Raw genomic sequence first — 15256 nt, 5'->3', positions numbered from 1 at the left:
GCGGTGCAGGGATTTTTTATATCTTGTCCGGCAAACAAGCCCACGCGATCTCAACGTTCTCAGCGCCGCCTCAAGGCTTCTGCAACAGAGCCTTCAAACTCGCGAGCCGGTCTTTCGGCGACATCGGCGCTTCTTCGGGCGTCGGGGGCGGAGCGTCGTCGAGCAGCATTTCTGGAATGAAGCGCGACGGCTCGCACACCACCGTCTCTCGCGCGCGCTTGCGCTTCTTGCACCAGTTCAGATGCAGACTGCGCTGCGCGCGCGTGATCGCCACGTACATCAGCCGGCGTTCTTCTTCGATGCGCGCGTCGTCGATCGGCTCGTCGTCGGGACCGCCGCGATGCGGCATGATGCCTTCTTCGACGCCCACCAGAAACACGTGCGGATACTCCAGACCCTTCGACGCATGCACTGTCGAAAGCCGCACCGCGTCGGGATCTTCCTCGCGGCCTTCGAGCATCGACATCAGCGCCACGGTCTGAATCAGGCCGAGCAGACTCTTGCCGGTGTCGCCGAAACCGTCGGCGGTGTCGTAGCCGGTGGCTTCGTCGTTCGTCGCGCCCGCTGGCTCAGCCTTCGTGCCCTTGCGCTTGAGCCACTCCATGAACTCCAGCACGTTTTGCCACTTGGACTGCGCCTGACGTTCGTCAAATGCGTCGTAGAGATAGGCCTCGTAGTGGATCGCGTCCATCAGTTCGTCGAGCAGCGTGCCGGCAGCGTCCTTCTCGGCGCGATCGGTGAGACGCTGCATGAAGTCGCAAAACACGCGCATGGGTTCGATCTGCCGCGGCGACAGACGCGCCTCGATACCGCCCATGTACACCGCCTCGAACAGCGACACCTTGGCCTGACCCGCGAACGAGCCGAGCGCCTCGAGCGTCGTATTGCCGACGCCGCGTCGCGGCGTAGTGATTGCGCGGATGAACGCGGGGTCGTCGTTCGCGTTGGCGATCAGACGCAGATACGCGCAGATGTCCTTGATCTCGGCTTTGTCGAAGAACGATTGCCCGCCGGACAGCACATACGGAATCCGCTCGCGCCGCAACACCTGCTCGAAAATGCGCGCCTGAAAATTGCCGCGATACAGGATCGCGTAGTCGCGGAAATTCGCGCGCCGCTCGAACTTGTGCGCCGACAGGCGGAACACCACGGACTCGGCCTCGTGCTCTTCGTCGTTGCACGGCGTGACCGTGATCGTGTCGCCCATGCCGTGCTCGGACCACAGCTTCTTTTCGAACAGCTTCGGATTGTTCGCGATCACGTTGTTCGCGGCGGTCAGAATGCGCACGGTCGAGCGGTAGTTCTGCTCCAGCTTGATCAGATGCAGCTTCGGAAAATCCTTGCTGAGCTGGCCGAGATTTTCGAGCGTCGCGCCGCGCCAGCCGTAGATCGCCTGATCGTCGTCGCCGACCGCCGTGAACGCCGCGCGCTTGCCGGCCAGCAGTTTCACCAGTTCGTACTGGCAGGCGTTGGTGTCCTGATACTCGTCGATCAGCAGATAGCGCAGCTTGTTCTGCCAGCGGTCGCGCACCTGCTCGTTCTTCTCGAAGAGTTCGGCGGGCAGACGGATTAAGTCGTCGAAATCGACTGCCTGATATGCATGCAGCGTCGCCACGTAATTGCGGTAGACGATCGCGGCCTGATGTTCATCCTCGTTCGCGGCGATCGCGATCGCCTGCTCGGGCATGATCATGCCGTTCTTCCACAACGAGATGATCGACTGGATCTTGCGGATGAAGCCCTTGTCCGTCGAGCCGACCTGCTCCTGGATCATGCCGAAGCAGTCGTCGGAGTCCATGATCGAGAATTGCGGTTTCAGGCCGACATGCTCCGCTTCCTGCCGCAGAATCTGCACGCCGAGCGAGTGGAAGGTGCAGACCGTCAACTGGTTGACGGGCACTTTGCGGCCTTCCTTGCCGGGCGTGGTCAATGTCTTGCCTTCGAGCAGCTTGCCCACGCGCTCGCGCATTTCCAGCGCGGCCTTGTTCGTGAACGTGACGGCGGCGATGTGGCGCGGCTCGAAGCCTTTGGCTTCGATCAGGTGCGCGATCTTCTGCGTGATCACGCGCGTCTTGCCGCTACCTGCGCCGGCGAGCACGAGACACGGACCGTCGAGATAACGGACCGCTTCATTTTGAGCGGGGTTCAGGCCTGCGGACATCGTCTGTGGATGGGTAATGCGGTTGAAAGCAGCGGTTGAGGGCGTGGCGGCGCAATTTGCCGGCCGAAGGCCCGGAGGCATGCTGCGCGGACCAGGCGGCTGGAACGGGCGCCCCGCGCGGTGCAAAGGTGTTCCGATCTGCTGGCCAAACGCGCGAGAGGAGCGATGTTAACACGGATGCTCCGGCCGGATGTCAGCACCAGAAAACCGCACACGGTAACCGTGGCAGGCGGCAGATCCGGCTGCCCGGCCGGGCTGGTGCGCCTCGCGCAGCGGGCGCCTGAAAAGCGGGAGCGGACGCAAAAGCGTCAATGCGATCGCGGCCGCCGACAACCTCCCTTCGCGACATGCCACAATTGCGGTGTTGCGCGCTGTCGCCGCGGTGGCAAAGCGGCGCGCCGTTTTTGCAGGAAGACACGCATGTCCGCATCGCTGAAGATTGGATTGATGGGTTACGGTTTCGCCGGCGCGACCTTCCATGCGCCGGTGATCGAGCACTGCGGCCGCGCGAGCGTCGCGGCCATCGCCACGAGCCAGCCCGAGCGCGCGCTCGCCGACTATCCGCACACGAAGGTGGTGGCCGACCTCGACGCGCTGCTGGCGCTGGATGAACTCGACTGCATCGTGATCGCCACGCCGAACGACACGCACTTCGACCTCGCGCGCCGCACCCTGGAAGCGGGCAAGCACGTGGTGGTCGACAAACCGGTCACGCTGAACGCCGCCGACGCGCACACGCTCGCCAACATCGCGCTTGCCCGAAGCAAACTGTTCATACCGTTTCACAACCGTCGCTGGGACGGCGATTTCCTGACCGTGCGCGATCTGCTCGCGAGCGGCGAATTGGGACGGATCACGCAATACGAATCGCACTTCGATCGTTTCCGGCCGGAGGTGCGGCAGCGCTGGCGCGAGGAAGCGTCGCGAGGCGGCGGCTTGCTGCTTGACCTCGGACCGCATCTGATCGACCAGGCACTGGCGCTGTTCGGCACGCCGCAAACGGTATCGGCAACGGTGCGCACCCATCGCGACGACGCCGGCGCGCCCGACTATGTGCATATCCAGCTCGGCTACGGTGAATTCGAAGTGGTGCTGCACGCCAGCGCGTTGACGGCGCTCCTCGCGCCACGCTTCACCATCCACGGCGCGCGCGGCAGTTATATGAAATACGGGCTCGACACGCAGGAAGACCAGTTGAAGGCGGGCCTGCGTCCGGGCGACGACGGCTTCGGCGCGGGCAATGCCGCAGGTGTGCTGCGCGTGCTGGAAGGCGATCAGGAAGTCGAGCGCGAGTTGCCGACGCGCAATGGGGAATACACGGGGTTCTATATCGCGGTGGCCGACGCGATTCAGAACGGCGTCAAATTCCCGGTGAGCGCACAGGACGCCGTCGACGTAATGACGGTTATCGAGCTTGCCAGCCGAAGCTCGGAAGAAGGCGTCCGGCTGCCGTTCGAGCGAGTTCGTTGACGGTTTGGCCTGCGCGTCGAAACGGCTTGTGTACCTAAAACAGCACTCGCTGTGCACGCGGTGCGGGCCAAAAAACGCTGACAAGCCCGAAAGGAACATAACGTTACAAATGAGGCCGTGCTGCCGGTCAGCGCGGCCCGGCGGTCATCCGTTGCTACCGGGGTAGCACCACAAAACGACAATGACTACCGGAGTGTCCATGCCCCGTACTATTCGCGCGCTCGCCGCGTGCGCCTTGCTCAGTTCCCTCGCCGCCTGTGTGGTGGCGCCTCAACCCCAGCCGGCGCCTCGTCCCAACCCGCAACAGATCGCGGATCAGCGCCTGCGTCAGGTCGACGGTCGCATCGACAATCTCAGCCGCCGGATCGACAACCGCGTGAATCAGGGCTATTACCCGCCGCCCCAAGGCGGCGCGCTGCACCATCGCCTAGACGTGATCCGTCAGGAGGCGCACGACATGGCCGCGCAGCACGGCGGCGGCCTGTCCGGCGACGAACAGCGCGTGCTGAACCAGGAACTGGACAACGCGGCACACGCTATCGGCGAATAATCGCGCCGCAATCAATTCCAGCTTCCACACCGAAACAGCATGAGCGCGGGCATCACGTCCCGCGCTTTTTTTGACAGTTGCAAAGGCGCCAAGTCAACCGCCGCGCCGCTCGCGGGCCTTTATTTGACAAGCCCCCGGCCCTCGCGTACATTCGCCGCACGCGTCGGGAGAGCGTGCTGGCCGCAGAAAACCGCAGGCCGCGCCGCCGAAGGGGCACACCCGCAAACTCTCAGGCAAAAGGACCGACCGCGTCGAAGAACCCGCCTCCCCGGCAACATCGAGGCACCGGTTTTTCGCACTCTGGAGAGCGGCAGTAGCCGTCCGCGTCGTTTTTAATCGAGCGGATCTGGCAGGCTGCCCACCGAAGGGGCGCGCGTTTCACCGCGGCACGTCAACGTGACCACGGCAACGCAATCTCTCAGGTATCGAGGACAGAGGGGCCATGCAACGCATCGCTCGCAGCCGAAAGGCCGCGAGGTGTAGCGCCGCATGGCCTTTTTTGTTTCGCGAGACGCCCGAGGCCCCATGACCGAACTCAAACACACCCCGCTCAACGCCACCCATCGTGCGCTCAATGCCCGCATGGTCGATTTCGGCGGCTGGGACATGCCCGTCAATTACGGCTCGCAGATCGACGAACACCGCGCCGTGCGTACCGACGCCGGCATGTTCGACGTCTCGCACATGTGCGTCGTCGATTTCACTGGCGAGCGCGTGCGCGCTTTCTTCGAATACGCGCTGGCGAACAACGTCGCCAAGCTGCAAACGCCCGGCCGCGCACTGTATTCCTGCCTGCTGAATCCGAACGGCGGCGTAATCGACGATCTGATCGTCTATTACTTCGGCGAAGACCACTTCCGCGTGGTCGTCAACGCCGGCACCGCTGATAAAGATATCGCCTGGTTCGGCCAGCTCAACGCCGAAGGCAGCTTTGGCCTGACCATCACGCCGCGCCGCGACTATGCGATCGTCGCCGTACAAGGTCCGAATGCGCGCGAAAAGGTCTGGCAAACCGTGCCGGCCGCACGCGCCGCCACCGAAGCGCTGAAGCCCTTCAACGCCGCACGTATCGAAGACACGCCGTTCGGCGAATTGACCGTCGCCCGCACCGGCTACACCGGCGAAGACGGCTTCGAAATCATCGTCCCCGCAGATCACGTCGAAGCGCTGTGGAATGCATTGCAAGCCCAAGGCGTGCGCCCGGCCGGTCTCGGCGCGCGCGACACGCTGCGGCTCGAAGCCGGCATGAACCTGTACGGCCAGGACATGGACGACGACGTCTCGCCGCTCGACGCCGGGCTCGCCTGGACCGTCGACCTCACCTCGCCGCGCGATTTCGTCGGCAAGGGCAAGCTGGAAGCGGACGGCTCGCAGGCTGCGTTCGTCGGTTTGATCCTTCTGAAGGAAAACGGCAAGGCGGCGGGCGTGCTGCGTGCTCATCAGAAAGTCGTCACGCCGCAGGGCGAAGGCGAAATCACCAGCGGTACGTTTTCCCCGACCATGCAGGAATCGATCGCCTTCGCGCGCGTGCCGAAAGGCGTCCAGCCGGGCGACACCGTACACGTTCAGATTCGTGACAAAAACGTCCCTGCAAGCGTGGTAAAACTGCCGTTCGTGCGCAATGGCAAAGTGCTCGCGGTTTAAGCAAACCTGCGCGCGCGTCTACTTCCCAAGTCACAACCGAATCACACCGCATAGGAGCATCCGATGAGCATCCCGGCCGATCTGAAATACACCGAATCGCACGAGTGGGTCCGCACCGAGGCGGACGGCACGCTGACGGTCGGCATCACCGACCACGCGCAGGAAGCGCTCGGCGATATCGTCTTCTTCGAAGTCCAGGAACTGGGCAAGACCGTTACCGCGGGCGAGACCGTCGCCGTCATCGAATCGGTGAAAGCCGCTTCCGACATCTACGCGCCGGTCTCGGGCGAGATCATTGAAGCCAACACCGCCGTGGCCGACACGCCTGATTCGGTCAACAGCACGCCGTACGAAAGCTGGCTCTTCAAGATCAAGCCGGCAGCTGACGCCACGCAAGACCGTCTGATCGACGCCGACGCTTACACCAAGTCGATCGGTGCCTGATTCACCTTTACGTTTAACCCGACAGGTGCGGCGCGTCCTTTTTTCGAATGCCAAAAGGACACCGCACCGCCAGGAACACCCATGAAGCTCGAACACCCGGATCGTCTGATGAACCGCACTCCTCTCTCGCTCGCCGCGCTCGAAGTGCATGACGCCTTCGCCGAACGGCACATCGGCCCGGACGCGGCCGACCAGCACGCCATGCTCGAAGCCCTCGGCTTTGCGTCGCGCGCCGCGCTGATCGACGCCGTCATTCCGAAGACGATCCGCCGCACCGAAACGCTGCCGCTCGGACCCTTCACGCAACCGAAGAGCGAGGCGGAAGCGCTCGCCGCGCTGCGCGAACTCGCGGACAAGAACCAGGTGTTCCGCTCATACATCGGGCAGGGCTATTACAACGCGCACACGCCGACGGTAATCCTGCGTAACGTGCTGGAAAATCCGGCGTGGTACACCGCGTACACGCCGTATCAGCCGGAAATTTCGCAAGGCCGTCTGGAAGCGCTGCTGAACTTCCAGCAGATGATCGTCGACCTGACGGGTCTGGCGATCTCCAATGCGTCGCTGCTCGACGAAGCCACCGCCGCCGCTGAAGCGATGACGCTCCTGCAACGCATCGGCAAGCCGAAGTCGAACGTGTTCTTCGTGGCCGACGACGTGCTGCCGCAAACCATCGAAGTAGTGAAGACGCGCGCCACGCCGGTCGGTATTGAAGTGAAAGTGGGCCCGGCAGCAGACGCGGCAAACGCAAACGCATTCGGCGTATTGCTGCAATACCCGGGTGTGAACGGCGACGTGCGCGACTACCGCGCGCTCACCGAAGCAATTCACGCAGCGGGCGGCCACGTGGTGGTCGCCGCCGACCTGCTCGCGCTGACCGTGCTCACGCCGCCGGGCGAATGGGGCGCGGACGTGGCCGTCGGCAATACGCAGCGCTTCGGCGTGCCGGTCGGCTTCGGTGGCCCGCATGCGGCTTACCTCGCCGTGCGCGACGAGTTCAAGCGCCAGATGCCGGGCCGTCTCGTCGGCGTGACCGTCGACGCGCAAGGCAATCCCGCGCTGCGTCTCGCGCTGCAAACGCGCGAACAACATATCCGCCGCGAGAAAGCCACTTCGAACGTGTGTACCGCACAGGCGCTGCTCGCGATCATGGCCAGCATGTACGCCGTCTATCACGGCCCGCACGGCCTGAAGACCATCGCGTTGCGCGTGAACCGCATCGCCGCGTTGCTGGCCGAAGGCGCGAAGCAGCTCGGCTACACGCTCGCGAACGAAACTTTCTTCGACACGCTGACGTTCGACACCGGCGCGCGCACGCAAGCGCTACTCGACGCGGCCACCGCGAAGCGTATCAATCTGCGTCGCGTAAGCGCCACGCAAGTGGGCCTGTCGATCGACGAAACCACGACACGCCACGATCTCGCCGATCTGCTCGCCGTGTTTGCGCAAGCGGCTTTCACCAACAACGTGCCGCAAGTCGATGCACTCGACGCAAAGCTCGCGGCATCGAACACCGCGTCGGTGCCGGCCGCGCTCGAACGCACCAGCGCGTACCTCACGCATCACGTGTTCAATCGTCATCATTCGGAAACGGAAATGCTGCGCTATCTGCGCAGCCTGTCGGACAAAGACCTCGCGCTCGACCGTTCGATGATCCCGCTCGGTTCGTGCACGATGAAGCTGAACGCGACCTCGGAAATGCTGCCGGTTACGTGGCCTGAATTCGGCCAGATCCATCCGTTCGCGCCGGCTGAGCAAACCGTCGGCTACCGCGAAATGATCGATCAGCTCGAAGAGATGCTGGTCGCGGCCACCGGTTACGCGGCTGTGTCGCTGCAACCGAACGCTGGCTCGCAAGGCGAATACGCCGGCCTGCTGATCATCCACGCGTATCACGCGTCGCGCGGCGAAGCGCATCGCAATGTCTGCCTGATTCCCGCTTCCGCGCACGGCACGAACCCAGCTTCGGCGCAGATGGCCGGCATGCAGGTGGTCGTGGTGGCGTGCGACGCGCAAGGCAACGTCGATATCGAAGACCTGAAGAAGAAGGCCGGTCAGCACGCCGACAAACTCGCGGCGATCATGATCACGTATCCGTCCACGCATGGCGTGTTCGAGCAGAACGTACGCGAAATCTGCGAGATCGTGCATGCGCACGGCGGCCAGGTCTATGTGGACGGCGCGAACATGAACGCGATGGTCGGTCTGACCGCGCCGGGCCAGTTCGGCGGCGACGTGTCGCACCTGAATCTGCACAAGACCTTCTGCATTCCGCATGGCGGCGGCGGGCCGGGCGTCGGTCCGGTCGCCGTGGGCGCGCACCTCGCGCAGTTCCTGCCGAACCAGATCTCGTCGGGTTATGAACGCGCGCCGAACGGTATCGGCGCGGTGTCGGGCGCACCGTACGGCTCGGCGTCGATCCTGCCGATCTCGTGGATGTATATCGCGATGATGGGCGCGAAGAACCTCACCGCCGCCACCGAAACCGCGATTCTCAACGCGAACTACGTTGCGAAGAAACTCGCGCCGCATTATCCGGTGCTGTATTCGGGCCCGGGCGGACTGGTCGCGCACGAGTGCATTCTCGATCTGCGTCCGATCAAGGAAACCAGCGGCATCACCGTCGACGACGTCGCCAAGCGCCTCGCCGACTACGGCTTCCACGCGCCGACCATGAGCTTCCCGGTGCCGGGCACGCTGATGGTCGAGCCGACCGAATCGGAATCGAAGGAAGAACTCGACCGTTTCATCGAAGCGATGATTGCGATCCGCGAGGAAATCCGCGCGGTCGAAGAAGGCCGCTCGGATCGCGAGGACAATCCGCTGAAGCATGCGCCGCACACGGCAGCGGTGGTGATCGCGAATGACTGGAAGCACGCGTATGCGCGCGAAACCGCGGCGTATCCGCTGCCCACGCTGATCGCGAAGAAGTACTGGCCGCCCGTCGGCCGCGCGGACAACGTGTACGGCGACCGCAATCTGTTCTGCTCCTGCGTGCCGATCGCCGACTACGAGTAAGCAGGCTCGCTGCCGCGCATCGCCCACCGTCTCGAATAGAGGCGGCAGGGCGGTGCGGAGTTCTGTCCTGCGTTCTCTGTCGTTCGTGCCCGCAAACGGCTAACATCACACACCGAATCAGCCTAACGAGGAGTTTCGCATGGCGCGAAAGGTGCGATTGATGCAAAGCCGGACGGAAGCAACGCGAGCGCCGAACTGGCGGCAAGCCTGCGCGCTGCTGTTGGCTGGCGCAGCCGTGCTGCTGCCGCTGCGGCAAGCACAGGCCGCGATGAATTTTTGCGCGGCGCCCGCGCTGCAAACCAGCGAACGCACGAACGCCGATCCCGGTGTGAAAGCGCTGGTGAGCAATGTGCAGGCGCATCTGAACGACCAGCCGCATGCGCTGGCGAAACTGCATACCGAAGGCACGCTGCCGCACGAAGGCATTTACGACCAGAGCGTCGAAGCGGAGAAAGATCTCGATCTGTTGCGCGACGCCGCGCTCGCCTGGCGCGCCACGAGCGACGACCGCTATCTCAAGCTCGTGGACCGCTTGCTGTACGCCTGGGTCACGACCTATCAACCGAGCTTCAATCCGATCGACGAAACCCGTTTCGAAGGACTGGTCCTCGCGTACGACATGACGGCGAGCGCGTTGCCGGTGAAAACGCGCAATGCGGCGATGGCGTTTCTGACGAAACTCGCGAACGGCTACATCGGGCAAATCGACGCGCAGCCGCGCCCGCTCAAGGGAACGTTTAGAAACAACTGGCAAAGCCATCGGATCAAACTGATTGCCATGGCCGCGTTCACGCTCGACAACCGCAAGATGATCAACGCGGCCCAGCGTCTGTTCGTCGAGCATATCGGCGACAACATCGAGCCGGATGGTTCGACGATCGATTTCAGCGAACGCGACGCGCTGCATTACGTCACCTACGACCTGCAGCCGCTCGTGACAGCCGCGCTCGCCGCGCGTCGCCATAACCGCAACTGGTTGCCTGAGAAGGGCGCGGACGGCGCCTCGCTGCAAGCCGCGCTCAACTGGCTGGCGCCGTATGCGGCCGGCAGCAAGACGCATGAAGAATTCGTGCATTCGAGCGTTCCGTTCGATGCAAAACGTCGCGAGGCCGGCTTGCCCGGCTATTCGGGTCAGTGGGATCCGAAGAACGCGACGGAACTGTTTCACCTCGCGGCGCGCCTCGACGGGCGCTTTACGCCGATCGCGCTGCAGCTCGCACCGACGCCGCCCGCGTGGCTCGCCGTGTGTTTGCCGCTGCCGGCGCGGTAATCCAACTTTATCAATTGCAGGGAGCAGTAAATGGCAGTCAGCGTCTTCGACCTCTTCAAAATCGGCATTGGTCCGTCCAGTTCGCATACGGTCGGGCCGATGCGCGCGGCGCTGATGTTCGCTCAAGGGCTCGAACGCGATGGGCTGCTTGCCGCGACTGCATCGGTCAAAGTGGAGTTGTACGGCTCGCTCGGCGCGACGGGCAAAGGGCACGGCACCGATCGCGGCGTCATGCTCGGCCTGATGGGCGATGCGCCCGACACCGTGGACCCGGACACGATAGCGCAGCGGCTCGAGGCAGTACGCGTGTCCCGCAAGCTGGCATTGCTCGGCACGCACGAGGTGCCGTTCGTGCTGAAGGATCACATTTCGTTTTATCGTCAGGCGCTGCCCGAGCATCCGAACGGCCTGAAGCTGCGTGCGCTCGACGCGCAGGGCGAGACGTTGCGCGAGTCGACCTATCTGTCGGTGGGCGGCGGCTTCGTGGTGACGGCCGGCGCGCCGAATACGAAAGTGTTGGCCGCCGTCGACCAGCTGCCGTACTCGTTTCGCAGCGGCAACGAGTTGCTCGCGCTGTGCGAATCGACCGGTAAGAGCATCGCCCAGTTGATGTGGGAAAACGAGCGCGTCTGGCATACGGAAGAAGAGACGCGTACAGGCCTGCTGAAGATCTGGGACGTGATGCAATCGTGTGTATCACGGGGTTGCGGCATCAACAATCCGGATGCCGACGGTAACTTGCCCGGCCCGTTCCAGGTGAAACGTCGCGCGCCGCAGCTGTATCGCGGGCTGTCGGGCAATCCCGAGCTGGCGTTGCGCGATCCGCTGTCGATGATCGACTGGATCAATCTCTACGCGATCGCCGTCAACGAAGAGAATGCCGCCGGCGGACGTGTGGTGACAGCGCCGACCAACGGCGCGGCCGGCATCATCCCGGCCGTGCTGCATTACTACATGCGCTTTATGCCGGGCTCGAATCAGCAAGGCGTGATCGACTTCCTGATGACCGCGGCGGCGATCGGCATCTTGTACAAGCTGAACGCGTCGATTTCGGGCGCCGAAGTCGGCTGTCAGGGCGAAGTAGGCGTCGCCTGCTCGATGGCGGCGGGCGCGCTCGCCGCCGTCATGGGCGGCACGCCGCGCCAGGTCGAGAATGCCGCGGAAATCGGCATGGAACACAACCTCGGGCTGACGTGCGATCCGGTCGGCGGCATGGTGCAGATTCCGTGTATCGAACGCAATGCGATGGCATCAGTGAAGGCGGTCAATGCCGCGCGCATGGCTTTGCGCGGCGACGGCAGTCACTATGTGTCGCTCGATTCGGTGATCAAGACCATGCGCGAGACCGGCGCGGATATGAAGACCAAGTACAAGGAAACGTCGCGCGGGGGGTTGGCGGTGAATATCGTCGAGTGTTGAGTCGCGCGGTTTGCTGGCTTCACGACGAATGACGACGCGGGCTATCAGGCCCGCGTTTTTTATTTGCGTGTCACGTTACGCGCGAGCAGGACGGTTGCGCTGCGCCATGACAGCGCAGGCGCGCTCGGCGTAAGCTGTCGAAGCGCCGCATCGGCGAGTATCCCGCCGATGCGTGCATCCTCACACCGCACTCATGCACTGCCTGGAGGCTTCATCGCAATGTCGCAGCCGAACGCTCCCGTTTCCGGATCCGCCGCCGCTCAAACCACTGGCGCGCGTCTCGTCGTCGATGCTTTGCTCACGCACGGTGTCGAACGTGTTTTCTGCGTGCCTGGCGAGAGTTTTCTCGCGGTACTGGATTCGCTGCACGACGAAACCGAACGCATCCAGACCATTGTTTGCCGTCACGAAGCGGCCGCGGCGAACATGGCGGAAGCCGTCGGCAAGTTGACCGGGCGCCCGGGCGTCGCGCTCGTCACGCGCGGACCGGGCGCCACGCATGCGTCGATCGGCGTGCACACCGCATATCAGGACTCCACGCCGATGATCCTGCTGATCGGCCAATGCGCGCGCGAGCATCTCGATCGCGAGGCGTTCCAGGAGATCGACTATCGGCGCATGTTCGGTCAGATGGCGAAGTGGGTCGCGCAAATCGACGATCCGAAGCGTATTCCCGAATATCTGAGCCACGCGTTCCACACGGCGACGTCCGGACGGCCTGGCCCCGTGGTGTTGTCGTTGCCGGAAGACGTGTTGAGCGACGCCTGCGAAGCCGTGGCCGGCGCGCCTGCTTATCAGCGCGTGGCGGCGTCACCGTCGGCGGCGCAGATCGAGAAGTTGCGTGGATTGCTCGAAGGCGCGCAGCGGCCGATGGTGATCGCGGGCGGCAGCGGTTGGACGCCGGCTGCGTGCGCGGACTTTCGACGCTTTGTCGAAAACTGGCAATTGCCGGTCGGCCTCGCATTCCGCTTTCAGGACACGCTCGACAACGAGCATCCGAACTATGCCGGCGACGTCGGTCTCGGCATCAATCCGGCGCTGGCGCAACGCATCCGGGATGCCGATGTGCTGCTCGCGATCGGGCCGCGCCTGGGCGAAGCGACCACCAACGGCTACACGTTGCTCGATATTCCAAAGACCAAGCAAACGCTGATCCACGTGCATCAGGGCGCTGAGGAATTGGGTCGCGTGTATGCGGCGGATCTGCCGATCGTCTCCGGCATGCCGGAGTTGGCAGCGATGCTTGCCGAGCTGGAGCCTTTGTCCGAGCAACTCGCCTGGTCGGGCGCAGCGAGCGAGGCGCATCAGGCGTATCTCGACTGGCGCAAGCCGCGTCAGATTCCCGGCGATGTGCAGATGGGCGAAGTGATTCAGCAGTTGCGCGCGCATCTGCCGGACGACGCGATTCTCACCAACGGCGCGGGCAATTACGCGACGTGGCTGCATCGGCACTTTTCATATCGCCATTACCGCTCGCAACTCGCGCCGACGAGTGGTGCGATGGGCTACGGTGTGCCGGCGGCAATCGCGGCGAAGTCGATGTATCCGCAACGCGCGGTTGTGGCGCTGGCCGGCGACGGTTGCTTCATGATGGCCGCGCAAGAACTCGCGACGGCGATGCAGTACGACCTGCACGTGCTTTTCATCGTGGTGAATAACGGTCACTTCGGCACGATCCGGATGCATCAGGAGCGGCATTATCCCGGGCGGGTACATGGCACCGGACTCACGAATCCGGATTTCGCGGCGTTCGCGCGCTCGTTCGGCGCGCATGGTGAGACGGTGGAGCGGACTGAGGATTTTCTGCCCGCGTTAAAACGTGCGATTGAGGCGAAGCGCGCGGCAGTGATCGAGATTCGTATGCCGCAAGAGGCGAGCACGCCGGGGGCGACGTTGGAGCAGATTCGCGAGCAGGGGAGGAAGATGCGAGGGGAGTAATCGCGCTGCCATTCGATTGGCACGCGACGTCGCAAAATACCAAACAAAAAGCCCTGCGTGTTCGAAAACCGCAGGGCTTTTTTTGCGCCTGTTGCCGTGTCAAACCATCACACGGCAGCCAAGCTGCTCTAGCAGGAAAAGCTACTTACTTCCCACCCACGCTTTGCAACGTCGTCCACTTGCCATCGACAACCTTGTACAGCGTAATACCGCCGTTCTTCAGGTCACCCTTGCTGTCGTACGCGAGGTTCGACGCCGTCACTGCCGGCATTGAAGTCTTCGCGAGCACCGGCAGGTACTTGGCCGGATCGGTCGAGTTCGCCTTCTTCATTGCGTCGAACATGGCCATTGCGCCGTCGTAAGCGTACGGCGAGTACGTTTGCACGTCTTCGTTGAAACGCTTCTTGTACTTCGCGACGTAGTCCTTGCCGCCCGGCATTTCTTCCAGCGGCAAGCCCGCAAGCGATGCCACCGTGCCGTTCGCCGCGTCGCCCGCGATCTGAATGAACGTCGGCGTGTGGACCATTTCGCCGCCCATCAGCGGCGCCTTGATGCCCAGTGCCTTCATCTGCTTGACCATCGGTGCCGCTTGCGAATCCGCGCCGCCGTAATAGATCAGATCCGGTTGGACCGACTTGAGCTTGGTCAGGATCGACTTGAAGTCCACAGCCTTGTCGTTAGTGTATTCACGATCGACGATCTGGCCGCCCGCTGCCTTCGCCGCTTTTTCGAATTGATCAGCCAGACCTTGGCCGTAGGCCGTGCGGTCATCGACGATCGCGATCTTCTTCACGCCCAGCGACTTCACCGCGAACGTGCCGGCGACCGAACCTTGCTGCGTGTCGGACGTCATCATGCGGAACGTGGTCTTGAAGCCTTGTTGCGTGTATTCCGGCGCCGTCGCCATGGCGATTTCGGGGATGCCGGCGTTCGCGTAAATGCGCGACGCCGGAATCGTGGTACCCGAGTTGAAGTGGCCGAGCATGCCCTTGATGCCGTCATCCACCAGCTTCTGTGCAACCGTCGTACCGGTGCGCGGGTCGGCCTGGTCGTCGGCCGAGTCCAGCACGAAGCGGACTTGCTTGCCGCCGATCACCGGCTTGGTCGCGTTCATGTCTTCCACTGCCAGCGTGATGCCGTTCTGGAAGTCCTTGCCGTAGTGCGCCTGCGCGCCCGTCATCGGGCCGGCAAAGCCGACCTTCACATCTTCCGTCGATTGAGCATTGGCCGTCCCCGCCAGCGACATCGCTGCAACCAGTGCAGCGCCTGCCAGCTGTTTCATCTTGTGTTGCATAGCTTCTCCTTGATACCAGGTGTGGATGGAGCGGTTTCGGGGTCGCCG

At 63.4% G+C, this 15256-nt stretch carries 10 protein-coding genes and 2 riboswitches; of the genes, 8 read left to right on the top strand and 2 right to left on the bottom strand.

The window, feature by feature from the left end; all coding sequences use genetic code 11:
* Positions 1-70: 70 nt before the first annotated feature.
* Positions 71-2161, bottom strand: coding sequence for a UvrD-helicase domain-containing protein (locus ACFSNN_RS26415; RefSeq protein WP_134457520.1), 2091 nt, complete (start codon positions 2159-2161; stop codon positions 71-73).
* 420 nt (positions 2162-2581) lie between these two features.
* On the opposite strand from ACFSNN_RS26415, the gene ACFSNN_RS26410 reads away from it, so the two are divergent.
* The 8 genes from ACFSNN_RS26410 (at position 2582) to ACFSNN_RS26375 (ending at position 13914) form a co-directional block, all read left to right on the top strand.
* Positions 2582-3631: an oxidoreductase gene (locus tag ACFSNN_RS26410; RefSeq protein ID WP_134457519.1), complete on the top strand. Its 1050-nt coding sequence runs from the start codon at positions 2582-2584 to the stop codon at positions 3629-3631.
* Positions 3632-3830: 199 nt separating this feature from the next.
* Positions 3831-4181, top strand: a complete 351-nt coding sequence (locus ACFSNN_RS26405) for a hypothetical protein (protein WP_134457518.1) — start codon at positions 3831-3833, stop codon at positions 4179-4181.
* Positions 4182-4335: 154 nt separating this feature from the next.
* Positions 4336-4436, top strand: a riboswitch (glycine riboswitch).
* A 35-nt stretch (positions 4437-4471) separates the two neighbouring features.
* A riboswitch (glycine riboswitch) is annotated at positions 4472-4626 on the top strand.
* Between the two features lie 80 nt (positions 4627-4706).
* Positions 4707-5825: a glycine cleavage system aminomethyltransferase GcvT gene (gcvT, locus tag ACFSNN_RS26400; RefSeq protein ID WP_106303192.1), complete on the top strand. Its 1119-nt coding sequence runs from the start codon at positions 4707-4709 to the stop codon at positions 5823-5825.
* A gap of 63 nt (positions 5826-5888) precedes the next feature.
* Complete coding sequence (gene gcvH, locus ACFSNN_RS26395) at positions 5889-6269, top strand: glycine cleavage system protein GcvH (RefSeq protein WP_134457517.1); 381 nt, start codon at positions 5889-5891, stop codon at positions 6267-6269.
* Positions 6270-6350: 81 nt separating this feature from the next.
* A complete protein-coding gene (gene gcvP / locus ACFSNN_RS26390) occupies positions 6351-9287 on the top strand; it encodes an aminomethyl-transferring glycine dehydrogenase (protein WP_134457516.1) in 2937 nt (978 codons plus the stop codon).
* A 139-nt stretch (positions 9288-9426) separates the two neighbouring features.
* Positions 9427-10557, top strand: coding sequence for an alginate lyase family protein (locus ACFSNN_RS26385; protein WP_134457515.1), 1131 nt, complete (start codon positions 9427-9429; stop codon positions 10555-10557).
* A 30-nt stretch (positions 10558-10587) separates the two neighbouring features.
* Positions 10588-11976 carry an L-serine ammonia-lyase gene (locus tag ACFSNN_RS26380; protein ID WP_134457514.1) on the top strand — a complete coding sequence of 463 codons (1389 nt, stop codon included), beginning with the start codon at positions 10588-10590 and terminating at the stop codon, positions 11974-11976.
* 219 nt (positions 11977-12195) lie between these two features.
* The gene (locus tag ACFSNN_RS26375; protein WP_134457513.1) at positions 12196-13914 is read left to right on the top strand and encodes a thiamine pyrophosphate-binding protein; all 1719 of its coding nucleotides are present in this window, start codon (positions 12196-12198) and stop codon (positions 13912-13914) included.
* 145 nt (positions 13915-14059) lie between these two features.
* Here ACFSNN_RS26375 and ACFSNN_RS26370 read toward each other — a convergent pair whose 3' ends face one another.
* Entirely contained in the window at positions 14060-15208 is a 1149-nt protein-coding gene (locus tag ACFSNN_RS26370) for a branched-chain amino acid ABC transporter substrate-binding protein (RefSeq protein ID WP_134457512.1), read from the bottom strand.
* Positions 15209-15256: the final 48 nt, after the last annotated feature.

Source organism: Paraburkholderia dipogonis (genome assembly GCF_042680985.1).
In the GTDB taxonomy this organism is placed as follows: Bacteria; Pseudomonadota; Gammaproteobacteria; order Burkholderiales; family Burkholderiaceae; genus Paraburkholderia; species Paraburkholderia phytofirmans.
This window is presented reverse-complemented; position numbering and strand designations above follow the sequence as displayed.